Genomic DNA, 26,096 nt, shown 5'->3' with positions numbered 1-26,096 from the left:
ATGCATAACGAACCCTTACGCCCCGACCCCGATCGCCTGCTGGAGCAGACCACCGCTCCGCACCGGGGAAAACTAAAAATTTTCTTCGGCGCGTGTGCCGGCGTCGGTAAAACCTGGGCCATGCTGGCAGAGGCCCAGCGGCTGCGGGCGCAGGGATTAGATGTGCTGATTGGCGTGGTGGAAACCCACGGACGCAAAGAGACCGCCGCGCTGCTGGACGGTCTCAGCATCCTGCCGCTAAAGCGACAGGCGCGCCATGGTCGTCATATCAGCGAATTCGATCTCGACGCGGCGCTGGCCCGCCGCCCGGCACTCATTTTGATGGATGAACTGGCGCACAGTAATGCGCCAGGCTCACGCCACCCTAAACGCTGGCAAGATATTGAAGAGCTGCTGGAAGCCGGTATTGACGTTTTTACTACCGTCAACGTGCAGCATCTGGAAAGCCTCAATGATGTGGTCAGCGGCGTCACCGGCATTCAGGTTCGCGAAACCGTCCCCGATCCTTTTTTCGATGCCGCTGACGATGTGGTGCTGGTCGATCTTCCCCCCGACGATTTGCGCCAGCGCCTGAACGAAGGCAAGGTCTATATCGCCGGTCAGGCGGAAAGAGCCATCGAGCATTTCTTTCGCAAAGGTAACTTGATCGCGCTACGTGAGCTGGCCCTGCGCCGCACGGCCGATCGGGTTGACGATCAGATGCGTGCCTGGCGTGGACGTCCGGGAGAGGAGAAAGTCTGGCATACCCGCGACGCCATATTGCTGTGTATTGGACACAACACCGGCAGCGAAAAGCTCGTGCGTGCCGCCGCGCGTCTGGCAGCGCGCCTCGGCAGCGTATGGCATGCTGTGTATGTCGAAACGCCAGCGCTGCACCGACTGCCCGAAAAACAACGCCGCGCAATTTTAAGCGCCCTGCGATTAGCCCAGGAGCTGGGTGCAGAAACCGCCACCCTTTCCGATCCCGCTGAAGACAAAGCAGTAATCCGCTACGCCCGTGAGCATAATCTGGGAAAAATTGTCCTCGGACGTCCGACTACGCGACGCTGGTGGCGCAGTGATTCCTTTGCTGACAAACTGGCCCATCGCGCACCGGATCTCGACCTGATGATTGTTGCGCTCGACGAACCACCTTCGCGCCCTGTGCTGCAAACTGCAGATAGCCGCACCTTTAAGGATAAGTGGCGGGTTCAAATTCAGGGTTGCGTGGTTGCCGTCGCGCTGTGCGCCATCATTACGTTGATTGCCATGCAGTGGTTGATGGCCTTTGACGCCGCCAACCTGGTGATGGTCTATTTATTGGGTGTGGTGGTTATCGCCCTCTTTTACGGACGCTGGCCGTCAGTGCTGGCAACCTTTATTAACGTTGCCAGCTTCGATCTCTTCTTTATTGCCCCACGCGGTACGCTGGCCGTTTCCGACGTCCAGTACCTGCTTACCTTTGCCGTGATGTTAACGGTAGGGCTGGTTATCGGTAATCTCACCGCCGGAGTGCGTTATCAGGCACGGGTAGCGCGTTATCGTGAACAGCGTACGCGTCATTTATATGAGATGTCGAAAGCGCTGGCCGTCGGACGGAGCCAGCAGGATATCGCCGCCACCAGCGAACAGTTTATTGCCTCAACGTTCCAGGCCCGCAGCCAGGTTTTACTGCCCGGTGAGAACGGTAAGCTGGCCCCTCTCACTCATCAACAGGGCATGACGCCGTGGGATGACGCCATTGCCCAGTGGAGCTTTGATAAAGGGCAACCGGCCGGCGCAGGCACTGACACCTTACCCGGTGTGCCGTATCAAATTTTACCGTTAAAAAGCGCCGACAAAACGCATGGGCTGCTGGTTGTGGAACCAGGAAATTTACGCCAGTTGATGATCCCCGAACAGCAACGCCTGCTGGAAACTTTCACTTTACTGGTCGCCAGTGCGCTGGAGCGTTTGACGCTGACCGCCAGCGAAGAGCAGGCCCGGTTTGCCAGCGAGCGTGAAAGCATTCGCAATGCCCTGCTCGCCGCCCTTTCCCACGATTTACGCACACCGCTGACGGTATTGTTTGGTCAGGCAGAGATCTTAACGCTGGATCTGGCAAGCGAAGGATCGCCGCACGCGCGTCAGGCCAGCGAAATTCGCCAGCACGTCCTGAATACGACCCGACTGGTTAATAACCTGCTGGATATGGCGCGAATTCAGTCTGGCGGCTTTAATCTTAAGAAAGAGTGGTTAACGCTGGAAGAGGTGGTCGGCAGTGCCCTGCAGATGCTGGAGCCAGGATTCTCTGCTCCTATTAATTTGTCGCTACCCGCGCCGTTGACGCTGATCCACGTCGATGGCCCGCTATTTGAACGGGTGCTGATTAACCTGCTGGAAAACGCTGTTAAATACGCAGGTCCAGCGGCGCAAATCGGTATTGATGCCAGCGTCGATGGTGAGCATCTGCAACTGGACGTCTGGGATAATGGCCCTGGCATTCCATCGGGAATGGAGCAACGAGTTTTTGACAAGTTCTCCCGGGGAAACAAAGAGTCATCTGTACCGGGCGTTGGGCTGGGGCTGGCAATCTGCCAGGCCATTGTGGACGTGCACGGCGGTACAATTTCCGTCCACAATCGCGCGCAGGGAGGAGCATGTTTCCGTGTTACACTGCCCCAGGAAATCCCCCCTGAACTTGAAGATTTTCATGAGGATATGTGACGAACGTACTGATTGTTGAAGATGAACAGGCTATCCGTCGCTTTCTGCGCACCGCGCTGGAAGCCGATGGTCTGCGTGTATATGAAGCGGAAACGCTGCAACGTGGTCTGCTGGAAGCCGCCACGCGAAAACCCGATCTCATCATTCTCGATCTCGGTCTGCCGGACGGTGACGGCATTGATTTTATTCGTGACCTGCGACAATGGAGCGCAATACCGGTAATTGTGCTCTCAGCCCGCAGCGAAGAAAGTGATAAAATTGCCGCCCTGGATGCCGGTGCCGATGACTATCTCAGTAAACCCTTTGGTATTGGCGAGCTACAGGCGCGATTGCGCGTGGCATTGCGTCGCCACGCCAGCGGCACGTCTCCCGAGCCGGTGGTGCATTTTTCCAACGTAAAAGTAGATATCGCCGCCCGGCTAGTACATCGTGGTGATGAAGAGATTCATTTGACGCCGATTGAGTTTCGCCTGTTAGCGGTACTGCTGAATAATGCCGGAAAGGTACTGACGCAGCGCCAGTTGCTCAATCAGGTTTGGGGACCAAACGCCGTCGAACACAGCCACTATCTGCGAATTTACATGGGACACCTGCGCCAGAAACTGGAACTGGACCCGGCACGTCCGCGTCATTTTCTGACCGAAACCGGGATTGGTTATCGGTTCATGCCATGACGTTAAGTTGAATATAAAAAGCCGGACCAGCGTATTTGCTGTCCGGCTTTTTCATTATTCATGCCGAATAGCGACGCTAGCGTCTTATCCGGCCTACGGTTTACGCGTTCTTCAGCACTTCGCTGACGATCTCAACCGCTTCTTTTTCGATCTGCTTGCGATGTTCTTCACCGAGGAAGCTTTCGCAGTAGATCTTGTAAGCGTCTTCCGTACCAGAAGGACGCGCGGCAAACCAGCCGTTGTCAGTCATCACTTTCAGACCGCCGATAGAAGCGCCGTTGCCCGGTGCAGCCGTCAGACGCGCGGTGATCGGGTCGCCCGCCAGCGTACTGGCGCTCACCATTTCCGGAGACAGCTTAGACAGCGCCGCTTTCTGCGCGGAGGTCGCGCTTGCCTGCAGGCGGTTGTAGCTCGGTGCGCCAAAGCGAGCAGCCAGTTCGTTGTAGTGCTCCTGCGGGTTCTTACCGGTCACTGCGGTAATTTCTGCCGCCAGCAGGCACATGATGATGCCGTCTTTGTCGGTTGACCACGGTGTACCGTCGAAACGCAGGAAAGATGCCCCCGCGCTCTCTTCCCCACCAAAGCCAAAACTGCCGTCAAACAGACCGTCAACAAACCATTTAAAGCCCACCGGCACTTCAACCAGTTTACGCCCTAAATCATTCACTACACGGTCAATCATCGCCGATGACACCAGCGTCTTACCGACGGCAACATCTTCGCCCCACTGCGGACGATGCTGGAACAGGTAGTTGATCGCCACCGCCAGATAGTGGTTCGGATTCATCAGCCCTGCCGGGGTGACGATACCGTGACGGTCGTAGTCTGGGTCATTGGCAAAGGCCAGATCGAACTTGTCGCGCAGCGCCAGCAGCCCCGCCATCGCACACTCGGAGGAGCAGTCCATGCGGATTGCGCCATCTTTGTCGAGATGCATAAAGCGGAAAGTCTGATCAACGTGATCGTTAACGATAGTCAGGTTCAGGTTGTAGTGCTTTGCAATACGCTTCCAGTATTCGATACCGGAACCGCCCAGCGGATCGACACCCAGCGTCAGACCCGCTTTCTGGATCGCCGCCATGTCTACGATGTCAGCCAGTCCTTCAACAAACGGCTGAACCAGATCCTGCTCTTTCACATGACCAGATGCCAGCGCAGCGTCCAGCGACATACGCTTCACGCCTTGCAGACCGGCCGCCAGCAGCGCGTTGGCTCTGTCTTCCACCACTTTGGTGACATTGGTGTCTGCCGGACCACCGTTTGGCGGGTTGTATTTAATGCCGCCATCTTCCGGCGGGTTGTGGGACGGCGTGATCACAATGCCGTCAGCCAGCGGGCCGCCTTTTTTGTTGTGGACCAGGATAGCGTTCGATACAGCAGGGGTTGGCGTAAAGCCGTTATTTTCCTGCACGATGACGTCAACGCCGTTCGCCGCCAGCACTTCCAGTACAGAGATAAAAGCTGGTTCAGACAGCGCGTGGGTATCCTTGCCCACATAGCACGGGCCAGTAATCCCGTTTTTCGCACGTTCTTCAGCAATCGCCTGGGCGATAGCCAGAATATGCGGCTCGTTAAAACTATGACGACCTGCACTGCCGCGATGTCCGGACGTACCGAACTTAACAGCGTGCTCAGCGTTCCCTGCTGTTGGTTTCAGTACATAGTACTGTGCCGTCAGTTGGGCGACGTTAATCAAATCACTCTGTTGCGCAGGTTGACCTGCACGATTGTGGATTGCCATTGCCTGGTCCTTCTAATGCAAGGATTAAATTGTTCCGCAAACCTTTTCAATCAATTCCGCAGGGAATTGCATTGACTGCATGATGTGTTCAACCATGCTGCATTTACGGCCGGTATTGGTATTGGTGATCACCCAGTACGGCGTGCCTGGCACGTGCTTCGGTTTGGTTTGATTACCATTTTTCAGCAGCGTCTGTTCATCAGCTGCAAAATAAACACGCGTACGACCATGCAACGATTCCGTTGCTTCGGCGAACGCGTTTTGATCCAGTGAATAGAGTGTAGACAGCACCAGCATAAAGCGATTTACTGCTTTCTTCTGTTCCGCGTATTCGTCGGACAGCAGCAGTTCACGCATCGCGCGCACTTTATCTTTTACGGGGTTAACCGGCTTGGCTTCCACGACAGGTTGCACAGCGCGGACTTCTTTGACTATCGGAGTGACAGGCTGTGATGCGGCGGAAAATTTCAACATACGCCGTAAAATGTCGGATGCGCTCTCGCCAATATGCTTGGTGTGGCTGGCAATATAGCTATAGAGTTCATCATCAACTTCAATCGTTTTCATCTTAATCCAGTGCAGTGTTTAGCTGAATACAAGTTGTCGGGGTAAACACACGTAGTGTAAAGGCAAATCCCAACAGCGGATAGCGTCAAGCCTGGTGGCCAGCAAAACTCAGAGTAACCGTAGTTGTTGCAGCCATGTGGCAGAATGGTCAACATGATACCCTAACCCGTGAGTGTGAAAAAAAGAACTTTGCCATGAAATTGAATATCCGAGCGCAATCTGCGCAAAACCTGCACAATAATTCTCCCATCGTCCTGGTTCACGGCTTGTTTGGCAGTCTGGATAACCTGGGGATCCTGGCACGCGATCTAGTAACCGACTACGACATCATCCAGGTCGATATGCGAAACCATGGCCTCTCCCCTCGTTCACCTGAGATGAATTATCCGGCCATGGCGCAAGATCTGCTGGATACGCTGGACGATCGGCAGATCGAAAAAGCGATCTTTATTGGCCACTCGATGGGCGGTAAAGCTGTCATGGCGCTGACTGCGCTGGCTCCGGAACGTGTCGAACGGCTGGTCGCCATCGACATTGCTCCCGTTGACTACCATGTTCGCCGCCACGATGAGATTTTTGCGGCAATCAATGCCGTAACCGATGCACAAGCGTCCTCACGCCAGCAGGCGGCAAGCGTCATGCGCCAGCACCTGCAAGAGGAAGGTGTTATCCAGTTTCTGCTGAAATCCTTTGTTGACGGCGAGTGGCGCTTTAACGTTCCCGTATTGTGGGATCAATATCCGCATATCGTCGGTTGGGAAACCATTCCTGCGTGGGAGCAACCGGCGCTGTTTATCCCAGGCGGCAACTCACCGTATGTTACCGAAGCGTATCGCGAACAACTGCTGGCGCAATTCCCACAAGCTCGTGCGCACGTTATAGCAGGCGCCGGGCATTGGGTGCATGCCGAAAAACCGGAGGCGGTGCTGCGCGCCATCCGTCGTTATCTGAGCGAGCAGGCTAACTGATTAAAAACTCAGCGTCTGCGCGCGATTACGCGCGCGGGCGTTGGCGTGTCTCCCCTGCTGATGTATTATGGCGCGCTATCCATCCGGGCAGACGCCTGGCTGATTGTTTCCCCGAAGTCACCAAGATCATGGCCAAAGAACAAACGGACCGTACGACATTAGATCTGTTCGCGCAGGAGCGTCGCCCGGGACGACCCAAAACTAATCCGCTCTCGCGTGATGAACAGTTACGTATTAATAAACGTAATCAGCTTAAGCGTGACAAAGTTCGCGGGCTTAAGCGTGTCGAACTGAAACTGAACGCTGATGCCGTTGACGCTCTGAACGAGCTGGCTGAGGCACGCAACATGAGTCGCAGTGAACTCATCGAAGAGATGCTGATGAACCAACTCAGCGCATTGCGCGGTCAGGCATAGTCTGAATTTCTGCTCTAAATCATAAATCGTGTAGCACAGAGTGCAGTCCTGCGTGTTTGCTGTTTCCGCATGCCAGACTGTTCTGCTATGATTGCCCTTATCCGTGGGCAATGCGCCACCACCATTTCAATAAGTTTCAAGAGGTTATTTTACTCATGGCAATCACTGGCATCTTTTTCGGCAGCGACACCGGTAATACCGAAAACATCGCAAAAATGATTCAAAAACAGCTTGGTAAAGACGTTGCCGATGTTCATGACATTGCAAAAAGCAGCAAAGAAGACCTCGAAGGGTATGACATTCTGCTGCTCGGCATCCCAACCTGGTACTACGGTGAAGCGCAGTGCGACTGGGACGACTTCTTCCCTACCCTCGAAGACATTGATTTTAACGGCAAACTGGTTGCATTGTTCGGCTGTGGCGACCAGGAAGATTACGCAGAATATTTCTGCGATGCGTTAGGGACCATTCGCGACATCATCGAACCGCGCGGCGCAACCATCGTTGGTCACTGGCCAACGGCGGGTTATCACTTTGAAGCGTCCAAAGGTCTGGCTGACGACGACCATTTTGTCGGTCTGGCTATCGATGAAGATCGCCAACCTGAACTGACCGCAGAACGCGTAGAAAAATGGGTTAAGCAGATCTCTGAAGAGCTGCACCTCGACGAAATCATTAATGCCTGATTTCGTGTGGCGCAGATTTCCATCTGCGCCGCATCAATAGATAAAACCAATCAAAATAATTGCTACAAATTTGTAACTTTTTCGTCTGACCCTGTACAATGGCTGGATGCCAATCGGGTGTTGCACAGTGTGTTTGTCGGCGATACCACGTTTTGATTAACAATATATGCCAGAGACTTGCAGTTTTCATTTAGCCATGGCAGTTCTATAATGAATCGCATTATCTCAAGTGCAATTTCTGTCACTTCTGTTAATGAAGTGAATCGTTTAGCTACAGGACAGATTCCGCATGACTGACAACAATACCGCATTAAAGAAGGCTGGCCTGAAAGTAACGCTTCCTCGTTTAAAAATTCTGGAAGTTCTTCAGGAACCGGATAACCATCACGTCAGTGCGGAAGACTTATACAAACGCCTGATCGATATGGGTGAAGAAATTGGTCTGGCGACCGTGTATCGCGTGCTGAACCAGTTTGATGATGCCGGTATCGTGACCCGCCATAATTTTGAAGGTGGTAAATCCGTCTTCGAATTGACTCAACAGCATCATCACGATCACCTCATCTGCCTTGACTGCGGCAAAGTGGTCGAGTTCAGCGATGATTCCATCGAAGCCCGCCAACGTGAGATTGCGGCTAAACATGGCATTCGCTTAACTAACCATAGCCTCTATCTTTACGGTCACTGTGCCGAAGGCGATTGCCGCGAAGATGAGCACGCCCACGACGGCAAATAATGTAATGCTTTCTGAAAAGCCAACCATCCGGTTGGCTTTTTTTATGGGCGTTACCTGCCCTTTTCCCCTTCCCTCCGCTCCTGTGTTGCTTTAATGTAAAAATCAATTGCCCCCTTCCGGAGAGTCGAAATGGAACTTCGCCAGCTACGCTATTTTGTGCGCATTGTAGAAACCGGCAGCATGGGTAGCGCGGCGCTCGATCTCAATATCGGGGTTTCGGCACTCAGTCAGCAAATGTCGCGTCTGGAAAACGAACTCGCTATTCGCCTGCTGCAGCGCACTTCGCGAGGCGTGACCCCCACCAGCGCCGGACTGGCTTTTTACTCCCAGGCGCAGCTGGCGCTCCGTCACGCAGACGATGCAATCCTCGCCGCGCGTGAATCCCGGCTTTCCGGGCACGTCAGCGTCGGCATGGCTCCCAGTACCGCTTCAGTTCTCGGTATGCCTTTTATTCACGCCATGCGGGAAAGCTATAGCGATGTTCGCCTGCATGTGGTGGAAAGTCTCTCTGGTAATTTGGAACGGATGATTAATACCCGACAGATTGATCTGGCTGTGGTGTTTCAAAAAGAAAAGATCCTGCGCTGGAGTGCCAGACCGATTCTCGAAGAACGGCTGTTTTTGATTGGGACCCATGCCCTACTGGCTGATATTACCGATGACAATATTTCTCCAGCCGAATTGGCACGTATTCCATTGATAATGCCAAGCCCAGGCCACGGTCTGCGCGGCAGGCTGGAAGCAATTTGTCAGGAACACGCGCTGAACATTGAGATTGCTACAGAAATTGATGGTCTGGCGCTGCTGATGCGCGCCGTGCGCAGTGGCATTGGCGCCACTCTTCAACCCGGAGCGGCGATTTCCCATCTCGATAAAGAGACGCTAAGAGTGATCGGCGTCCATAATCCGATACTTAGCCGCCCCAACTTTCTGGTGAGCCTCTCTGACGATGAGCTCACCCCGGCGGGCCTCGCAGCCCGCGTAGTGCTGACGAAAGTGATGCATCAACTGGTGGAAGCAGGACGCTGGCCAGGCGCCATCCTTTACAATAACTAAAGCCCTCTTTAGCACTACGTCATAGCGCCCGCACAAGCCGTTCGCATACATTTTAATTACAAATTTAACAATTGGTTAAATGGTAATGGAGTATACGATGGTTGATGTTCTGGTGATTGGCGGTGGCAATGCTGCCTTATGCGCTGCCCTTACCGCCCGGGAGCAAGGCGCTTCCGTTTTACTACTCGAAGCGGCTCCCCGGGAATGGCGTGGGGGAAATTCCCAACACACGCGTAACCTGCGCTGTATGCATGATGCACCGCAGGATGTGCTGGTGGAAAGCTATCCGGAAGAGGAGTATTGGCAGGATCTGCAGCGCGTCACGGAAGGAAATACCAACGAAGCCCTAGCACGTCTGGTGATCCGCACCTCTTCACAGTGTCGCGACTGGATGCGCCGACACGGCGTCAATTTTCAACCTCCTCTCTCTGGCGCTTTACACGTGGCGCGAACCAATGCCTTTTTTATGGGTGGCGGGAAAGCCCTGGTGAATGCCTATTATCGCAGCGCAGAAAAGTTAGGCGTACAAATCCGCTATAACACCCCGGTGCAGGCGCTTGAACTGCACAACGGCGAGTTCGTGGCGGCGCTGGCAGGCGAAGAGCGTATTACAGCGAAATCCTGCGTGCTTGCCGCTGGCGGGTTTGAGTCAAACCGCGAATGGCTGCGAGAAGCGTGGGGAGAGAACGAGCGCGGCGAATGGCCTGCAGATAACTTTCTGATTCGCGGAACGCGCTTTAACCAGGGCGTACTGCTCAAATTTATGATCGATGCCGGAGCCGACATCATCGGCGAACCCTCCCAGTCACATTGCGTAGCTATTGACGCCAGAGCGCCGTTATATGACGGCGGGATTTGTACCCGCGTGGACTGTGTTTCTCTCGGCATAGTCGTCAACCGTGACGCTGAGCGTTTTTATGATGAAGGCGAAGATTTCTGGCCCAAACGCTACGCCATTTGGGGACGACTGGTCGCCCAACAGCCCGGGCAGATTGGCTACTCCATTATCGACAGTAAAGCCATCGGTCACTTCATGCCTCCGGTCTTTCCTGGCGCACAGGCTAATACGCTGGCGGAACTGGCTCATCAGTTGGGGCTGAATGGCGAACACTTTACCCACACCGTGACGGAGTACAACAACGCCTGCCAGCCCGGCCAGTTCAACCATACCATTCTGGATAACTGCACGACAAAAGCGTTAACCCCCGCGAAGACACACTGGGCGCGACCACTGGACCAGCCGCCTTACTACGGCTATGCCCTGCGGCCAGGGATCACCTTCACCTATCTCGGGTTAAAAGTAAATGAACGCGCTGCCGTACACTTTGCCGGGCAGCCAAGCCGCAACCTGTTCGTCGCCGGAGAGATGATGGCGGGCAACGTGCTGGGCAAGGGCTACACCGCAGGCGTGGGCATGTCAATCGGTACCACTTTTGGCCGTATTGCCGGAAAAGAAGCCGCGCTGGCCGCACGTAAGGAAACTCGTCATGAGGCAGCTTGAGAAACTGATTATCGACGCGCAAATTATCACCGAACCGGAAGCGGAAGTTGAACGCGTGATGCAGGTCTGCAACGCCTGTCGCTATTGTGAAGGATTTTGCGCCGTGTTCCCGGCAATGACGCAGCGCCTGGAATTCGGTAAAGCGGATATCAATTATCTGGCAAACTTGTGCCATAACTGCGGTGCCTGCCTGCACGCCTGTCAGTATGCCCCGCCTCATGAGTTTGCCATCAACGTGCCGAAGGCGATGGCAGAAGTCCGGCTTGAAACCTATCAGCACTACGCGCAACCCGCGGCCTTTGGCGCGCTTTATCGTCGCGCAGGCGTCACCGTGACGCTGGCGCTGGTTTTCGGTCTGACTCTGTTTTTACTGCTCGCCATGGGGTTAAAAGGCTCGTTACTCCATCCACCGCTGGCCGGAGATTTCTACCAAATTTTCCCGCATAGCCTGCTGGCCTGGATGTTTGGTTCGGTATTTATTCTGGCGATAGGTCTGCTGATGGCGGGCGTTATCCGCTTCTGGCGCGAGATCTCTCCCGGTATGCCACGTTCCGTCGAAATTGCTGAAGCTTCACACGATGCGCTGACGCTAAAGTATCTCGATGGCGGGCACGGTAAAGGTTGTAATGAAGCAGATGATGCCTTCACTCTGATGCGGCGCCGTTTTCATCACTTCACTTTCTACGGTTTTCTGCTCTGCTTTGCCGCCACCGTGGTGGCGACGGGCTATCACTATTTCGCAGGTATTGAAGCGCCCTATCCGTTCTTCAGCTTGCCGGTGATGTTGGGCACATTAGGCGGCATTGGCCTGGTTGTCGGCCCGGCTGGCTTGCTATGGCTCAATCTCAAGCGCTCACCGCTACATGGCGACGCACGGCAAAAACCGATGGATCGCGGTTTTATTTTACTGCTGCTGCTGACCAGTCTGACCGGTTTAGCCCTGCTGGCAGGAAGAGACTCGTCCTGGATGGCTATTTTGCTCGCCATTCACCTCGGCGTGGTCATGGCGCTCTTTCTGACCATTCCTTACGGAAAATTTGCCCATGGATTTTACCGCTGCGCAGCCTTACTCAAGTGGGCGATTGAGAAACGGCGCGGCAAACAGGCGGGGGTCACAGACAACTAACCCGCACACTCTTACCTCTATAAATATTATGATAAGACAGTGGAGCAAACCCAATGACACAACAACCATCGCGCGCCGGAACTTTCGGCGCAATACTGCGGGTAACCAGCGGTAATTTTCTCGAACAGTTCGACTTTTTTCTGTTCGGGTTTTACGCCACCTATATTGCAAAGACCTTCTTTCCCGCGGAGAGTGAATTTGCCGGGCTAATGTTAACTTTCGCCGTTTTTGGCTCGGGTTTCTTAATGCGACCCGTTGGCGCCATTGTGCTGGGTGCTTACATCGACAGAATTGGTCGTCGTAAAGGCCTGATGGTGACGCTGGCGATTATGGGCTGCGGTACCCTGCTGATAGCCCTTGTACCTGGCTATCACAGTATTGGCCTGCTGGCTCCCGTGCTGGTATTACTTGGACGATTATTACAGGGATTTTCTGCAGGCGTAGAGTTAGGCGGTGTCTCGGTTTATCTTTCGGAAATCGCCACGCCTGGCAATAAAGGCTTCTACACCAGTTGGCAGTCGGCCAGTCAACAGGTCGCCATTGTGGTGGCGGCGCTGATTGGTTACTGTCTGAACGCTACCCTGGGACACGATCAGATCTCGGAATGGGGCTGGCGCATTCCCTTCTTTATTGGTTGCATGATTATTCCTTTGATCTTCGTGCTCCGCCGCTCGCTGCAGGAAACAGACGCATTTTTACAACGCACGCACCGCCCCGACACTCGGGAAATTTTCACCACTATCGTCAAAAACTGGCGTCTTATCGCTGCAGGTACGCTGCTGGTGGCGATGACCACAACGACATTTTACTTCATCACCGTCTACACCCCGACCTACGGCAGGGCTGTACTCCACCTGAGCGCTCGCGACAGCCTGGTGGTCACCATGCTGGTCGGTATTTCTAACTTTATCTGGCTGCCCATTGGCGGGGCAATTTCTGACCGAATTGGTCGTCGTCCGGTGTTAATGGGGATTACCATACTCGCTCTGATCACCACCTGGCCGGTAATGCACTGGCTCACCGCCGCGCCAGATTTCACTCGCATGACATTGGTCCTGCTTTGGTTCTCATTCTTTTTTGGTATGTATAACGGGGCAATGGTAGCCGCACTCACCGAGGTGATGCCGGTCTATGTGCGTACGGTGGGCTTTTCACTGGCATTCAGTCTTGCCACAGCGATTTTTGGCGGCCTAACGCCGGTCATATCCACGGCACTGGTTCAGCTAACCGGGGATAAAAGCTCACCGGGATGGTGGCTGATGTGCGCGGCACTTTGCGGACTCGCCGCCACGGCAATGCTGTTTGTCCGGCTAAGTCGGGGTTATCAACCAGTGGAAAATAAGCTCTGAAATGCAAACGGGCGGAAAATTCTCCGCCCGTTATCTTTTTCATTTTTTGAATTACTGTGCGGCATTCTTGCTGCGAATTTCCTGCCAGACTTTATCGCAATCAGCATTAACGGCCTGATCGTTACCCGTGCGCGTGGCCTGGATACACTGCTGATAATCCAGTACGCGTACGCTTTCTTCATTGGCAAACTGCTGGTGCTGTTTTTCTTTCTTCAGTACATTCAACACGCTTTGGCAGGCTTCTATTTTTTCCGGCGATCCTTGAGCGGTATTAATACACGCGCTGTAGGCTTCTTTCAGACGGCTGTCTTCTTTCGGTGCAGGGGATTGCGTACAAGCCACCAGCCCTGATGCCATAACGGCGATGAGTATCAGTTTTTTCATAGCACGTTCCTCAACGAGGCGGCAGGCGCACGGCCTGCCGCTATTGGCATTAGAAGATAGTGAACGGAGCAATAACGATGAATTTCACGTCACGCTCATCCTGGAAGATGTTGCCGTAACCACCACCCCAGCTCGGAATATCTGAATGGTTGTCGTACTGGGTGAAGTGCAGTTTAAACATAGTGCCCTTCGCACGACCATCCTGCAGGGTGTAGACCGCATCCAGGCTGTAAGAAGATTCTTCGATAGTGCGGTTTTTGTCGTAGTACGCATCCGGGTTGAGCTGCCAGGTAGCGGGTTTGGCATCCCATGCGTAAACGTAGGACGCGCCCACTGCCCAGCCCGGCAGGTTCCAGTTCTTCAGGTCATACATTGCGCCGAAGAAGACTGCCTTTTCGCCGTTGGCGTTGAAGTCAGAACGGTTATCCCACCACACGTCCAGGCGACCGTTTGATGAGGCGTAGGTCGGGGTCATACGCTGCAGGAAGTAGCCTTGTTGCCCATCTGCTTTAACCCATGTGCCTTCCAGACGCAGGTCAACCACTTCCGCTACTTTATAACCGAAGGTCAGCGCCTGCAGCCAGGCCGTGCCGTCATAAATATCGTTCACGGTGCGATCGTCAACTTTGTCACGTGCGCCGTAGAATTGATAGCTGGTAGTAAACGGGTTACCGCCTAAATCGAATTTGTAGCTGGCTTTGGCGAAGTACTGATCGACGTAGCCTTCAGACTGACCAAATGCCGCTTCCAGTAACAGGTTATTTTTGAAGTCATATTTCGCGCCGATTGAATGCAGGTAATCAACGCTGGTCTTTTTATCAGCCTGATAGAATTTATCGACTTCGGTGTGCCACGGCGCTTTATATTCGTTAGCCCACATATAGGAGAAGCTTAGTGCGCCAGCATCACCATAGTCGAAGTTGGCACCGGCTTCAGCCCCCTGATAGGTACCTGGCATAAAGCTCCAGTGCGGTGCCAGCAAAGTCTGCCCGGTTGGTTGAATGTAACCGGCACGCGCCCAGGTTGGGCCGTATTTAAATTTAGCTGCTGCTTTATAAAGGCTAATCCCGCTCTTATCGCCGGAGTAATCCTCGTCATAGCCTTTATTTTTGGAAGAGAATGCGATTTCGTTTGGATGGCCGCTTTCGCTACTTTCGTTCATTTCAATAGCGGTAAATGCTGCGATATCAATACCAAACATATCGGCCGCATAACCGGACTGGAAGTCGAGGTTAGCGTTCCAGGTGGAGTGAGAAAGGTTGGTTTTGTATTTGTCATGATCGGTCACATCTTTACGGTCACGCTCACGCTGCCAGTAATAGATGCCGCCGGTTAAGGTTGAGTCATCAATAAATCCTTCGGCGTGTACCTGCGGAGCGACAACAAAACCCGACATTGCTGTGATACCGGCGATAGCCAGCGCCAGCGTACTACGTTTGCCACTAAACGTACGCATATGTTAATCCTCTTTGACATAAAAATGCTGCCGATATAAGCGGACAGCGAAAAAACAAAAATTAAAAAAGTAGCGCCAAGAAAACCTCAGTGACTACAATGAATAGACTATTTTTCGCGACGCGAATTATCAATCTCTTTCTGTAACGAGTATGTAATAGTATGAGCAACCGCACATATTTCATTGCTTTCTGTTACATTTTCATTGGGAGATAAAAAAGCGTTGATAAAATGAAAAAATCGCTTGTTTTCCATAGAGATGAAATCGGTTTCAGCCCATTTCACATTGAGGTAAGTTATTTAAACGTAAAAACATTCAGCCGATTTATTATTACAGACATGTAATTAATTCGCTGCGCAAACGGAGCCTGTCAAACGGTTTTTTTGCGAAAAAAAACGCCGCATGAAGCGGCGTTTAGAGAGGATGTGTTGCGACTTATTCGCCCGCTTTAGCCCACGTATCACGCAGACCAACGGTACGGTTAAACACCAGCTTGTCAGCTGTTGCATAACGGCTGTCCAGGCAGAAGTAACCTTCACGCTCAAACTGGAACGCTTTACCTGCAACCGCAGCCTGCAGCGACGGCTCACCGTAACCCTGCTTAATGACCAGCGATTCTGGGTTAATAACGGACAGGAAGTCTTCCGCCGCACCTGGGTTTGGCACGCTAAACAGACGGTCGTACAGACGGATTTCAATCGGTAGCGCATGGGACGCGCTCACCCAGTGAATAACGCCTTTAACTTTACGACCATCGGCCGGATCTTTGCTCAGGGTGTCAGCATCGTAGGTGCAGAAAATGGTGGTGATCTTCTCTTCTGCATCTTTCTCAACACGTTCGGCCTTGATCACGTATGCATTACGCAGACGCACTTCTTTGCCCATCACCAGACGCTTGTACTGCTTGTTCGCTTCTTCGCGGAAGTCTGCGCGATCGATCCAAATTTCACCGCTAAACGGTACTTCACGGCTACCCATTTCCGGTTTATTCGGATGGTTAGGCATAGTGACCAGCTCGCTTTCGCCCTGCGGGTAGTTTTCGATAACCAGTTTCACCGGATCGATAACCGCCATCGCGCGCGGAGCATTTTCGTTCAGATCTTCGCGGATGCAGGATTCCAGAGAAGCGATCTCAATGGTGTTGTCCTGTTTGGTCACGCCAATGCGTTTGCAGAACTCACGGATCGCGGCAGCGGTGTAACCGCGACGACGCAGGCCAGAGATCGTCGGCATACGCGGATCGTCCCAGCCTTCAACGTGCTTGTCGGTCACCAGCAGGTTCAGCTTGCGCTTAGACATCACGGTGTATTCCAGATTCAGGCGCGAGAATTCGTACTGGCGCGGATGAACCGGAATGGTGATGTTGTCTAGCACCCAGTCGTACAGACGACGGTTATCCTGGAACTCCAGCGTACACAGTGAATGCGTAATGCCTTCCAGCGCATCGCTGATGCAGTGGGTAAAGTCGTACATCGGGTAGATGCACCACTTGTTGCCGGTCTGGTGGTGTTCGGCGAACTTAATGCGGTACAGCACCGGATCGCGCATCACGATAAACGGCGAAGCCATATCGATTTTCGCACGCAGGCAGGCCTTACCTTCTTCAAAGCCACCGGTACGCATTTTTTCGAACAGCGCCAGGTTCTCTTCAACGCTACGATCTCGGTACGGGCTGTTTTTGCCTGGCTGAGTCAGCGTGCCACGGTATTCGCGGATTTCGTCCGCTGACAGTTCGTCAACGTACGCCAGCCCTTTATTAATAAGCTCTACCGCATAGGCGTGAAGCTGATCGAAGTAATCCGAAGAGTAGCGAATGTCGCCAGTCCAGTGGAAACCTAACCATTCAACGTCGTTTTTAATCGACTCAACGTACTCGATATCTTCTTTAACCGGGTTCGTATCATCAAAACGCAGGTTGCACTGGCCCTGGTAATCTTGCGCAATGCCAAAGTTCAGACAAATGGATTTCGCGTGGCCAATGTGCAGATAGCCATTTGGCTCCGGCGGAAAACGGGTATGGATAGTGGTGTGCTTACCACTGGCCAGATCTTCATCGATGATCTGACGAATAAAGTTACTCGGGCGGGCTTCAGCCTCACTCATCGTGGATTCCTCAAAGCGTAAACAACGTATAACGGAGTATGATCTTATAAGCCAGGCAGACTGACAACCCTTAGTTACGTAAAATACGTATCAAACGAAAATATTGGGGCCGATTGCTGCAAAAAAAAGCGGCGGAGGACTATCCCCCGCCGCTTAAGGCACTTAACTCACTTTACTCAGGAGCAGTTACTTACCTTTAATCTCATACAGTGGTGTTTGACCGGCAACCACATGACCTTCGGCTTTAATGACCAGAGCGCCAAAATCATCGCTGTTGCTACACACAACCGGGCTTATCATAGAACGTGCGTTAGCGTTCAGGAACTCCAGATCCATTTCCAGAATCGGTTGGCCTGCAGTAACTTCCGCACCTTCTTCAACCAGACGCTTAAAGCCTTTACCTTCCAGCGCGACGGTGTCGATGCCCATATGGACCACGATTTCCGCGCCTTTAACAGTTTCCAGGCAGAACGCGTGGTTAGTGTTGAAGATTTTCACGATGGTGCCCGCAGCCGGAGCAACCACAATTTTATCCGTTGGTTTCACCGCCACGCCGTCACCTACAGCTTTGCTGGCGAAGGCTTCATCAGGAACCTGCTCCAGCGCAACTACGTCACCGGTAATCGGAGAAACCAGCGCTTCAACGGTGACTGCATTCGCTACCGCCTGCGGTTTTGCTACCGGAGCCGCTGCTGCTGGCGCACTTTCACCAGACGCTGCTGCCACCGGGCCACGCGCGACAACTTTCTTCATTTCGTCGCCGATGGATTCAGCTTTCGCACCCACGATGACCTGAATTGTTTGCTTATTCAGCTTAACGACACCCGATGCTCCTAAACGTTTACACATCGCATCGTTTACGCGACCGGAGTCGGCAACGGTCAGACGCAGACGAGTGATACAGGCATCAATCGCTTTCAGGTTATCAGTGCCGCCAACCGCTGCAATGTAGCTGGTTGCCAGTTGAGCCAAACCTTCTTCAGTGTTGCTGTTGGCTTCTTCAGTAACGATATCGTCTTCTTTATCTTCGCGGCCCGGCGTTTTCAGGTTAAACATACGAATAACCGCGCTGAACAACACAAAGTAGATAACGAAGAACACCAGACCCATCACCACCAGCATCCAGACGTTCTGGCTTGCTGCCGGCAGGTTGTACATCAACACGTAGTCGATAGCACCTGCGGAGAAGGAGAAGCCTGCGTGGATCCCCAGCAGTGTTGCAACGAACAGGCTGATACCCGTTAACAGTGCGTGAAGGAGGTACAGCAGCGGAGCCAGGAACATGAACAGGAATTCCAGCGGCTCGGTAACACCGGTCAGGAACGCGGTGATCGCAACGGACAGCAGCATACCGCCAACCATCGGACGACGTGCTTTCGGAGCCGCGAAGTACATCGCCAGCGCCGCACCCGGCAGACCAAACATCATGATCGGGAAGAAGCCAGACATGAACATACCCGCAGTGCCGTCACCCGCGTAGAAGCGGTTGATGTCACCGTGGAATACGGTACCTGCAGCGTTAGTAAATTCGCCAATCTGGAACCAGGCGATAGTATTCAGCACCTGATGCAGACCGGTTGGGATCAGCAGACGGTTGATGAAACCAAAGATACCGGAACCCAGCGCGCCAGCGCCCACGATCCACTCACCACCCGCATGGATGGCATTCTGTACCGGTGGCCATACGTAACCGAAGATAGCAGCCAACACCAGACAGAAGAAGCCAGTGGCGATCGGCACGAAGCGTTTGCCGCCAAAGAAGCTCAGGAAGTCAGGCAGTTTGATACCAGACCAGCGGTTATACACGGCACCGCCGACCAGACCGGTGATGATACCAGCCAGCACGCCCATATTGATTGCAGGGTTAATGGTAACCATTGCTTTGGTCAATATGAAATAACCGACCGCACCTGCCAGCGCTGCTGCACCTGCGCTGTCTTTTGACCAGCTGGAAGCAACACCGATCGCAAATATTAACGCGAGGTTATCAAAGATGGCCCCACCCGCTTGCGCGATGAAGGGTACGTTAAGTAAATCTGGTTGGCCGAATCGCAGCAGCAGTGCCGCGACTGGCAGCACAGCGATGGGGAGCTGTAACGCCCTACCCAGCCGCTGGAAAAAACCTAAAATATTCATTTTATTCCCCCTACGAGACCCCGATTAGGCTTCTTTGAAGCCATATTTTTATTGTGTGACCATTCCTGACAGCAAGATTCTGGAACAACGATATTAACCATTCATCTACATTCAGAGTGTGTGAAAAATTAATTCGTATCGCAAATTAAACGCGTGTTTTTTGTGATTTCAGTCACCAAATATCGTTATTAACCCTCCCTTCCACTGGCTAACTACGAAAACTTATTTTATCATTCAAAAAATCGAAACGGATTGATCCTTACCGATGCAAAACCAGGTTACGCTTAATACTGCACAGAGACTCAATCCGCCAATTGCTTACATTTACTTTTGAGGTGAAGAATGAGACTGATCCCCCTGAATACCGCTGAACAAGTCGGCAAATGGGCTGCTCGCCATATCGTTAACCGTATTAACGCGTTCAAACCAACGGCAGATCGTCCGTTCGTTCTGGGCCTGCCGACTGGCGGTACTCCGCTGACAGCTTATAAAGCATTGGTTGAAATGCACAAAGCGGGCCAGGTGAGCTTCAAGCATGTTGTTACTTTCAATATGGACGAATATGTTGGCCTGCCGAAAGAGCATCCGGAAAGCTACCACAGCTTTATGCACCGCAATTTCTTTGATCACGTTGATATTCCAGCAGAAAACATCAACCTCCTCAATGGTAATGCGCCGGATATTGATGCAGAATGCCGTCAGTATGAAGAAAAAATCCGTTCTTACGGTAAAATCCACCTGTTTATGGGCGGTGTAGGCAACGATGGTCACATCGCGTTCAACGAACCGGCTTCCTCTTTGGCTTCCCGTACCCGTATCAAAACGTTGACTCACGACACACGTGTTGCTAACTCACGCTTCTTTGACGGCGACGTAAGCCAGGTGCCTAAATATGCGCTGACCGTTGGCGTGGGTACCCTGCTGGATGCCGAAGAGGTGATGATCCTGGTTCTGGGCCACCAGAAAGCACAGGCGCTGCAAGCCGCCGTTGAAGGCAACGTTAACCACATGTGGACCATCAGCTGCTTGCAGTTGCATCCAAAAGCCGTTGTGGTCTGCGATGAGCCTTCCACCATGGAACTGAAAGTGAAGACGCTGAAATACTTCAACGAGTTAGAAGCGGAAAATATTAAAGGTCTGTAATTGATGTCTCCGCCCTGTCGATGAGTTGCAGGGCGGCATTTTTTGAAATCGGGGGTCGGAATGTATGCTTTAACCCAGGGCCGGATCTTTACCGGTCACGAAATTCTTGATGACCATGCGATTGTTGTCGCCAATGGCCTGATTGACAGCGTTTGCCCACTGGCTGAGTTACCGTCAGGAATTGAACAGCGCTCACTGAATGGGGCCATTGTTTCCCCCGGTTTTATTGATGTACAGCTAAACGGCTGCGGCGGTGTACAGTTTAACGATACGGCAGAAGCCGTGACCGTTGAAACGCTGGAAATCATGCAGAAAGCCAATGAAAAATCTGGCTGCACCAACTATTTGCCAACGCTTATCACCACCAGCGATGACCTGATGAAACAGGGTGTTCGCGTGATGCGTGAATACCTGGCGAAACACCCGAATCAGGCATTAGGACTTCATCTTGAAGGCCCGTGGCTGAACCTTGTGAAAAAAGGTACCCATAATCCTAGATTTGTCCGTCAGCCGGACGCTGCGTTGGTTGATTTCCTATGCGATAATGCGGATGTGATCACCAAAGTCACACTGGCACCAGAAATGGTCCCGGTAGAGGTCATCACCAAACTGGTTAATGCCGGTATCGTGGTTTCTGCGGGTCACTCCAATGCAACGGTCAAAGAAGCCAAAATCGGTTTCCGCGCAGGCATCAGCTTTGCGACCCATTTGTTCAACGCGATGCCGTACATTACCGGTCGTGAACCAGGTCTGGCGGGCGCAATTCTTGATGAAGCCGATATCTACTGCGGTATCATCGCCGATGGCCTGCACGTTGATTACGTTAACATTCGTAATGCTAAGCGCCTGAAAGGCGACAAGCTGTGCCTGGTCACTGACGCGACCGCGCCAGCAGGTGCAAACATTGAACAGTTCATTTTCGCTGGTAAAACAATATACTACCGCAATGGACTGTGTGTTGATGAGAACGGTACGTTGAGCGGTTCATCATTAACCATGATTGAGGGTGTACGCAATCTGGTCGAACATGCGAATATCGCTCTCGACGAAGTCCTGCGCATGGCAACGCTCTACCCTGCTCGCGCCATTGGCGTCGACAAACAACTCGGCAGTATCGCGCCAGGCAAAGTAGCCAACCTGACTGCGTTCACGCACGACTTTAAAATTATCAAGACCATCGTTAATGGCAACGAGGTCATTACTGAGTAAGAGAAAGAATGACACCAGGCGGACAAGCTCAAATAGGTAATGTTGATCTCGTAAAACAGCTTAACAGCGCGGCGGTTTATCGCCTGATTGACCAGCATGGGCCAATCTCGCGAATTCAAATTGCCGAGCAAAGCCAGCTTGCCCCCGCCAGCGTAACCAAAATTACGCGTCAGTTGATCGAACGCGGGCTGATCAAAGAAGTCGATCAGCAGGCCTCCACCGGGGGCCGCCGCGCTATCTCTATCGTCACAGAAACCCGCAATTTCCACGCCATTGGCGTACGCCTGGGTCGCCACGATACGACGCTCACTCTCTATGATATGAGCAGTAAAGTGGTCGCCGAAGAGCATTACCCTCTCCCGGAGCGCACCCAGGAAACGCTGGAATATGCGCTGCTCAACACCATTGCCATCTTTATTGAGAGCTGCCAGCGGAAAATCCGCGAGTTGATCGCAATTTCTGTCATCCTGCCAGGCCTTGTCGATCCTGAAAGCGGCGTCATCCGCTATATGCCACACATTCAGGTCGAAAACTGGGGGCTGGTCGAAGCGCTCGAAAAACGCTTCAAAGTTACCTGCTTTGTTGGTCACGATATTCGCAGCCTGGCGCTGGCTGAGCACTATTTCGGGGCAAGCCAGGATTGCGAAGACTCCATTTTGGTGCGAGTGCACCGCGGAACCGGCGCGGGAATTATTTCCAATGGCCGCATTTTCATCGGTCGCAATGGCAACGTCGGTGAGATTGGTCATATTCAGGTTGAGCCGCTGGGTGAGCGCTGTCACTGCGGTAATTTCGGCTGTCTGGAAACCATTGCGGCCAACGCCTCTATCGAACACCGCGTACAAAACTTGCTAAAGCAAGGCTATCCAAGCCGGCTCACGCTGGATGATTGCAGTATCAAAGCCATCTGTAAGGCAGCGAATAAAGGCGATAATCTGGCAGCAGAAGTCATCGAGCATGTTGGCCGCCATCTGGGTAAAACCATCGCTATCGCCATCAACCTCTTTAATCCGCAGAAAATCGTCATTGCGGGCGAAATTACCGAGGCTGATAAAGTACTGCTGCCTGCAATAGAAAGCTGTATCAACACGCAGGCGTTGAAGGCGTTTCGCCATAATTTACCGGTGGTTCGGTCCACGCTGGATCACCGCTCCGCCATTGGCGCCTTTGCGCTGGTGAAACGCGCAATGCTTAACGGGACTTTGCTGCAACGTTTGCTGGAAAGCTAATACACGTCATCCTTCAAGCTGCCTCTGCGTTAGCTGCATCTGCTCACCCCGGTCACTTACTTCAGTAAGCTCCGGAGGTTCGCAGACTTGCCGCCTTGATGCGACTCGAATGATGTAGTGTATTTTGTGTATAGTAATGCCTTCTTTTTTTAATGTCGGATTGTCCATGGCCATTAAGAATGTAATTTGTGATATCGACGGCGTGCTGATGCACGACAATGTTGCTGTACCGGGTGCGGCAGAATTTCTGACTGGGATCCTGGAAAAAGGTCTGCCGTTAGTCCTGCTGACTAACTACCCTTCGCAGACCGGGCAAGATCTGGCAAACCGCTTCGCCACCGCAGGTGTGAATGTCCCTGATAGCGTCTTTTATACTTCCGCGATGGCTACCGCTGATTTTCTTCGTCGCCAGGAAGGAAAAAAGGCCTATGTGGTTGGTGAAGGCGCGTTAATTCACGAACTGTATAAAGCTGGATTTACCATTACCGACGTGAACCCCGATTTTGTGATTGTTGGCGAGACGCGTTCCTATAACTGGGACATGATGCATAAAGCGGCGTATTTTGTCGCCAACGGCGCTCGTTTTATCGCCACTAACCCGGATACCCACGGTCGCGGCTTTTATCCCGCCTGTGGAGCACTCTGTGCCGGTATTGAGAAGATCTCAGGTCGTAAACCATTTTATGTCGGCAAACCAAGCCCGTGGATTATTCGCGCGGCGCTCAACAAAATGCAGGCGCACTCAGAAGAAACCGTCATTGTTGGCGACAACCTGCGCACCGATATTTTGGCAGGTTTTCAGGCGGGTCTGGAAACTATCCTGGTACTGTCTGGCGTATCCAAGCTCGATGATATTGACAACATGCCGTTCAGACCAAGCTGGATTTACCCGTCTGTTGCTGAAATTGATGTGATTTGATTCGCAGGCCGGATAAGACATAAGTTCGTCTTATTCGGCAATTATGCAGCGTTATTGCCGGATGGCGGCGTCATCGTCTTATCCGCCCCACGAAGCCCCTCCATTCAATAAAACCGCCATAAAACTGTCGATTCATCAATAAACACGTCTATTCTGTAATCTTTTTTCACCAATCTACAATGACCATTGCAGTTTTTATTTTCTGACCCGCAATTCGCTTGCGCCCTCTCCCGCTTTGCGGCATTTTCTTTATCAAGCAAACATAAAAAGCATCACGCAACAGGTTAACGGAGAAGGTTATGTGTTCTATTTTTGGCGTATTCGATATTAAAACTGACGCAGTTGAACTGCGTAAAAAAGCCCTGGAATTGTCTCGTCTGATGCGCCATCGCGGCCCGGACTGGTCGGGTATTTATGCCAGTGATAACGCCATTCTGGCACACGAACGTCTGTCCATCGTCGACGTCAACGCCGGTGCTCAGCCGCTGTACAACGTGAAGAAAACGCATATCCTGGCGGTTAACGGTGAAATTTATAACCACCAGGCGCTGCGCGCTGAGTACGGCGATCGCTATCAGTTCCAGACCGGTTCCGATTGCGAAGTTATCCTCGCGCTGTATCAGGAAAAAGGCCCAGAGTTTCTGGATGATCTGCAAGGCATGTTTGCTTTTGCCCTGTATGACAGCGAGCAGGACGCTTATCTGATCGGTCGCGATCATATTGGGATCATCCCGCTGTATATGGGTTACGACGAACACGGTAACTTCTATGTTGCGTCTGAAATGAAAGCGCTGGTTCCTGTCTGCCGCACAATCAAAGAATTCCCGGCCGGTAGTTATTTATGGAGTAAAGACGGCGAAATTCGTCAGTACTACCAGCGCGACTGGTTTGAATACGATGCAGTCAAAGACAACGTTACCGATAAAAACGAGCTGCGCCAGGCGCTGGAAGATGCGGTGAAAAGCCACCTGATGTCAGATGTTCCTTATGGAGTACTGCTGTCCGGCGGTCTGGATTCATCCGTCATTTCCGCGATCACTAAAAAATACGCGGCACGCCGTGTTGAAGATCAGGAACGTAGCGAAGCCTGGTGGCCACAGCTGCACTCCTTCGCCGTCGGCCTGGAAGGCGCTCCGGATCTGAAAGCTGCGCAAGAGGTGGCAAACCATTTGGGTACCGTGCACCACGAGATCCACTTCACCGTGCAGGAAGGTCTGGATGCTATCCGCGACGTGATTTATCACATCGAAACTTACGATGTCACGACGATTCGCGCCTCGACGCCAATGTACTTAATGTCGCGTAAAATTAAAGCGATGGGCATTAAAATGGTGCTGTCGGGCGAAGGTTCGGACGAAGTATTTGGCGGTTATCTCTATTTCCACAAAGCGCCAGATGCAAAAGAACTGCACGAAGAAACCGTGCGCAAGCTGCAGGCACTGCATATGTTCGACTGCGCCCGTGCCAACAAAGCGATGTCAGCCTGGGGCGTGGAGGCACGCGTGCCATTTCTGGATAAGAAATTCCTTGATGTGGCGATGCGCATCAACCCGCAGGACAAAATGTGCGGCAACGGCAAAATGGAAAAACACGTTCTGCGCGAATGTTTTGAGTCCTACCTGCCAGCAAGCGTCGCGTGGCGTCAGAAAGAGCAGTTCTCTGACGGTGTCGGTTACAGCTGGATTGATACACTGAAAGAAGTCGCTGCTGAACAAGTTTCTGACCAACAACTGGAAACCGCCAGCTTCCGTTTCCCATACAACACGCCATCATCTAAAGAAGCGTATTTGTACCGTGAGATTTTCGAAGAGTTGTTCCCGGTTGCGAGCGCTGCGGAATGTGTGCCTGGTGGGCCATCTGTAGCCTGTTCTTCCGCTAAAGCGATCGAATGGGATGAAGCGTTTAAAACCATGAACGATCCGTCTGGTCGTGCGGTTGGCGTACACCAGTCCGCTTATAAATAAGTTAATCCTTAGAAAAGGGCCCTGCGGGGCTCTTTTTTTATGTCTGTT

At 52.5% G+C, this 26,096-nt stretch carries 22 protein-coding genes; 16 read left to right on the top strand and 6 right to left on the bottom strand.

What is annotated here, in order from left to right:
- Both kdpD and kdpE read left to right on the top strand, forming a co-directional pair.
- A complete protein-coding gene (gene kdpD, locus WN16_RS10710) occupies positions 1 to 2,685 on the top strand; it encodes a two-component system sensor histidine kinase KdpD (protein ID WP_044701009.1) in 2,685 nt (894 codons plus the stop codon).
- A complete protein-coding gene (gene kdpE / locus WN16_RS10705; RefSeq protein WP_003022856.1) occupies positions 2,682 to 3,359 on the top strand; it encodes a two-component system response regulator KdpE in 678 nt (225 codons plus the stop codon). The genes kdpD and kdpE overlap by 4 nt, the downstream gene beginning before the upstream one ends.
- A 100-nt stretch (positions 3,360 to 3,459) precedes the next feature.
- On the opposite strand, the gene pgm is transcribed toward kdpE, so the two are convergent.
- Both pgm and seqA read right to left on the bottom strand, forming a co-directional pair.
- Positions 3,460 to 5,100: a phosphoglucomutase (alpha-D-glucose-1,6-bisphosphate-dependent) gene (pgm, locus tag WN16_RS10700; RefSeq protein WP_044701007.1), complete on the bottom strand. Its 1,641-nt coding sequence runs from the start codon at positions 5,098 to 5,100 to the stop codon at positions 3,460 to 3,462.
- Positions 5,101 to 5,124: 24 nt separating this feature from the next.
- Entirely contained in the window at positions 5,125 to 5,667 is a 543-nt protein-coding gene (gene seqA / locus WN16_RS10695; RefSeq protein ID WP_003022848.1) for a replication initiation negative regulator SeqA, read from the bottom strand.
- A 194-nt stretch (positions 5,668 to 5,861) separates the two neighbouring features.
- Here seqA and ybfF point away from each other — a divergent pair, with 194 nt between their 5' ends.
- The 9 genes from ybfF (at position 5,862) to WN16_RS10650 (ending at position 13,505) form a co-directional block, all read left to right on the top strand.
- Positions 5,862 to 6,635 carry an esterase gene (gene ybfF, locus WN16_RS10690; RefSeq protein WP_044701063.1) on the top strand — a complete coding sequence of 258 codons (774 nt, stop codon included), beginning with the start codon at positions 5,862 to 5,864 and terminating at the stop codon, positions 6,633 to 6,635.
- A gap of 128 nt (positions 6,636 to 6,763) precedes the next feature.
- Positions 6,764 to 7,051 carry a LexA regulated protein gene (gene ybfE / locus WN16_RS10685; protein WP_003022842.1) on the top strand — a complete coding sequence of 96 codons (288 nt, stop codon included), beginning with the start codon at positions 6,764 to 6,766 and terminating at the stop codon, positions 7,049 to 7,051.
- Positions 7,052 to 7,206: 155 nt separating this feature from the next.
- The gene (gene fldA / locus WN16_RS10680; RefSeq protein ID WP_003022839.1) at positions 7,207 to 7,737 is read left to right on the top strand and encodes a flavodoxin FldA; all 531 of its coding nucleotides are present in this window, start codon (positions 7,207 to 7,209) and stop codon (positions 7,735 to 7,737) included.
- A gap of 210 nt (positions 7,738 to 7,947) precedes the next feature.
- Positions 7,948 to 8,034, top strand: coding sequence for a ryhB-regulated fur leader peptide (locus tag WN16_RS10675; RefSeq protein ID WP_049259739.1), 87 nt, complete (start codon positions 7,948 to 7,950; stop codon positions 8,032 to 8,034).
- The gene (fur, locus tag WN16_RS10670) at positions 8,027 to 8,473 is read left to right on the top strand and encodes a ferric iron uptake transcriptional regulator (protein WP_003022836.1); all 447 of its coding nucleotides are present in this window, start codon (positions 8,027 to 8,029) and stop codon (positions 8,471 to 8,473) included. The genes WN16_RS10675 and fur overlap by 8 nt, the downstream gene beginning before the upstream one ends.
- Positions 8,474 to 8,602: 129 nt before the next feature.
- The gene (gene tcuR / locus WN16_RS10665) at positions 8,603 to 9,529 is read left to right on the top strand and encodes a tricarballylate utilization LysR family transcriptional regulator TcuR (protein WP_044701004.1); all 927 of its coding nucleotides are present in this window, start codon (positions 8,603 to 8,605) and stop codon (positions 9,527 to 9,529) included.
- Positions 9,530 to 9,626: 97 nt separating this feature from the next.
- On the top strand, positions 9,627 to 11,030 hold the full coding sequence (tcuA, locus tag WN16_RS10660; RefSeq protein ID WP_044701001.1) for an FAD-dependent tricarballylate dehydrogenase TcuA: 1,404 nt from the start codon (positions 9,627 to 9,629) through the stop codon (positions 11,028 to 11,030).
- The gene (gene tcuB / locus WN16_RS10655; RefSeq protein WP_044701000.1) at positions 11,017 to 12,156 is read left to right on the top strand and encodes a tricarballylate utilization 4Fe-4S protein TcuB; all 1,140 of its coding nucleotides are present in this window, start codon (positions 11,017 to 11,019) and stop codon (positions 12,154 to 12,156) included. The genes tcuA and tcuB overlap by 14 nt, the downstream gene beginning before the upstream one ends.
- A gap of 53 nt (positions 12,157 to 12,209) precedes the next feature.
- Positions 12,210 to 13,505, top strand: a complete 1,296-nt coding sequence (locus WN16_RS10650) for an MFS transporter (RefSeq protein ID WP_003835542.1) — start codon at positions 12,210 to 12,212, stop codon at positions 13,503 to 13,505.
- A gap of 51 nt (positions 13,506 to 13,556) precedes the next feature.
- Here WN16_RS10650 and chiQ read toward each other — a convergent pair whose 3' ends face one another.
- The 4 genes from chiQ to nagE form a co-directional block, all read right to left on the bottom strand.
- Positions 13,557 to 13,889, bottom strand: coding sequence for a ChiQ/YbfN family lipoprotein (gene chiQ, locus WN16_RS10645; protein WP_003022817.1), 333 nt, complete (start codon positions 13,887 to 13,889; stop codon positions 13,557 to 13,559).
- Between the two features lie 49 nt (positions 13,890 to 13,938).
- Positions 13,939 to 15,345, bottom strand: coding sequence for a chitoporin (gene chiP, locus WN16_RS10640; protein WP_003835544.1), 1,407 nt, complete (start codon positions 15,343 to 15,345; stop codon positions 13,939 to 13,941).
- Between the two features lie 435 nt (positions 15,346 to 15,780).
- Entirely contained in the window at positions 15,781 to 17,448 is a 1,668-nt protein-coding gene (glnS, locus tag WN16_RS10630; RefSeq protein ID WP_003835546.1) for a glutamine--tRNA ligase, read from the bottom strand.
- Between the two features lie 186 nt (positions 17,449 to 17,634).
- On the bottom strand, positions 17,635 to 19,584 hold the full coding sequence (nagE, locus tag WN16_RS10625; RefSeq protein WP_016149786.1) for a PTS N-acetyl glucosamine transporter subunit IIABC: 1,950 nt from the start codon (positions 19,582 to 19,584) through the stop codon (positions 17,635 to 17,637).
- 342 nt (positions 19,585 to 19,926) lie between these two features.
- Between nagE and nagB the strand changes: the two genes are divergently transcribed.
- The 5 genes from nagB (at position 19,927) to asnB (ending at position 26,048) form a co-directional block, all read left to right on the top strand.
- The gene (nagB, locus tag WN16_RS10620; RefSeq protein WP_003022803.1) at positions 19,927 to 20,727 is read left to right on the top strand and encodes a glucosamine-6-phosphate deaminase; all 801 of its coding nucleotides are present in this window, start codon (positions 19,927 to 19,929) and stop codon (positions 20,725 to 20,727) included.
- Between the two features lie 60 nt (positions 20,728 to 20,787).
- On the top strand, positions 20,788 to 21,936 hold the full coding sequence (gene nagA, locus WN16_RS10615) for an N-acetylglucosamine-6-phosphate deacetylase (protein ID WP_044700996.1): 1,149 nt from the start codon (positions 20,788 to 20,790) through the stop codon (positions 21,934 to 21,936).
- Positions 21,937 to 21,944: 8 nt separating this feature from the next.
- Positions 21,945 to 23,165 (top strand): N-acetylglucosamine repressor, encoded by a 1,221-nt coding sequence (locus WN16_RS10610; protein ID WP_003022796.1) that lies wholly within the window; start codon positions 21,945 to 21,947, stop codon positions 23,163 to 23,165.
- 166 nt (positions 23,166 to 23,331) lie between these two features.
- Positions 23,332 to 24,084: a ribonucleotide monophosphatase NagD gene (gene nagD, locus WN16_RS10605; protein ID WP_003022792.1), complete on the top strand. Its 753-nt coding sequence runs from the start codon at positions 23,332 to 23,334 to the stop codon at positions 24,082 to 24,084.
- 299 nt (positions 24,085 to 24,383) lie between these two features.
- On the top strand, positions 24,384 to 26,048 hold the full coding sequence (asnB, locus tag WN16_RS10595; RefSeq protein WP_003835552.1) for an asparagine synthase B: 1,665 nt from the start codon (positions 24,384 to 24,386) through the stop codon (positions 26,046 to 26,048).
- Positions 26,049 to 26,096 lie beyond the last annotated feature (48 nt).

This window comes from Citrobacter sp. ABFQG (genome assembly GCF_004322975.1).
In the GTDB taxonomy this organism is placed as follows: domain Bacteria; phylum Pseudomonadota; class Gammaproteobacteria; order Enterobacterales; family Enterobacteriaceae; genus Citrobacter; species Citrobacter freundii.
This window is presented reverse-complemented; position numbering and strand designations above follow the sequence as displayed.

Coding starts and splice junctions, on each gene's coding strand:
- tcuR (WP_044701004.1), top strand. CDS start 8,603: ATGGAACTTCGCCAGCTACGCTATTTTGTGCGCATTGTAGAAACCGGC.
- ybfE (WP_003022842.1), top strand. CDS start 6,764: ATGGCCAAAGAACAAACGGACCGTACGACATTAGATCTGTTCGCGCAG.
- asnB (WP_003835552.1), top strand. CDS start 24,384: ATGTGTTCTATTTTTGGCGTATTCGATATTAAAACTGACGCAGTTGAA.
- nagA (WP_044700996.1), top strand. CDS start 20,788: ATGTATGCTTTAACCCAGGGCCGGATCTTTACCGGTCACGAAATTCTT.
- fur (WP_003022836.1), top strand. CDS start 8,027: ATGACTGACAACAATACCGCATTAAAGAAGGCTGGCCTGAAAGTAACG.
- nagD (WP_003022792.1), top strand. CDS start 23,332: ATGGCCATTAAGAATGTAATTTGTGATATCGACGGCGTGCTGATGCAC.
- ybfF (WP_044701063.1), top strand. CDS start 5,862: ATGAAATTGAATATCCGAGCGCAATCTGCGCAAAACCTGCACAATAAT.
- nagE (WP_016149786.1), bottom strand. CDS start 19,584: ATGAATATTTTAGGTTTTTTCCAGCGGCTGGGTAGGGCGTTACAGCTC.
- chiQ (WP_003022817.1), bottom strand. CDS start 13,889: ATGAAAAAACTGATACTCATCGCCGTTATGGCATCAGGGCTGGTGGCT.
- tcuA (WP_044701001.1), top strand. CDS start 9,627: ATGGTTGATGTTCTGGTGATTGGCGGTGGCAATGCTGCCTTATGCGCT.
- WN16_RS10675 (WP_049259739.1), top strand. CDS start 7,948: ATGAATCGCATTATCTCAAGTGCAATTTCTGTCACTTCTGTTAATGAA.
- WN16_RS10650 (WP_003835542.1), top strand. CDS start 12,210: ATGACACAACAACCATCGCGCGCCGGAACTTTCGGCGCAATACTGCGG.
- glnS (WP_003835546.1), bottom strand. CDS start 17,448: ATGAGTGAGGCTGAAGCCCGCCCGAGTAACTTTATTCGTCAGATCATC.
- fldA (WP_003022839.1), top strand. CDS start 7,207: ATGGCAATCACTGGCATCTTTTTCGGCAGCGACACCGGTAATACCGAA.
- chiP (WP_003835544.1), bottom strand. CDS start 15,345: ATGCGTACGTTTAGTGGCAAACGTAGTACGCTGGCGCTGGCTATCGCC.
- seqA (WP_003022848.1), bottom strand. CDS start 5,667: ATGAAAACGATTGAAGTTGATGATGAACTCTATAGCTATATTGCCAGC.
- kdpD (WP_044701009.1), top strand. CDS start 1: ATGCATAACGAACCCTTACGCCCCGACCCCGATCGCCTGCTGGAGCAG.
- WN16_RS10610 (WP_003022796.1), top strand. CDS start 21,945: ATGACACCAGGCGGACAAGCTCAAATAGGTAATGTTGATCTCGTAAAA.
- pgm (WP_044701007.1), bottom strand. CDS start 5,100: ATGGCAATCCACAATCGTGCAGGTCAACCTGCGCAACAGAGTGATTTG.
- nagB (WP_003022803.1), top strand. CDS start 19,927: ATGAGACTGATCCCCCTGAATACCGCTGAACAAGTCGGCAAATGGGCT.
- tcuB (WP_044701000.1), top strand. CDS start 11,017: ATGAGGCAGCTTGAGAAACTGATTATCGACGCGCAAATTATCACCGAA.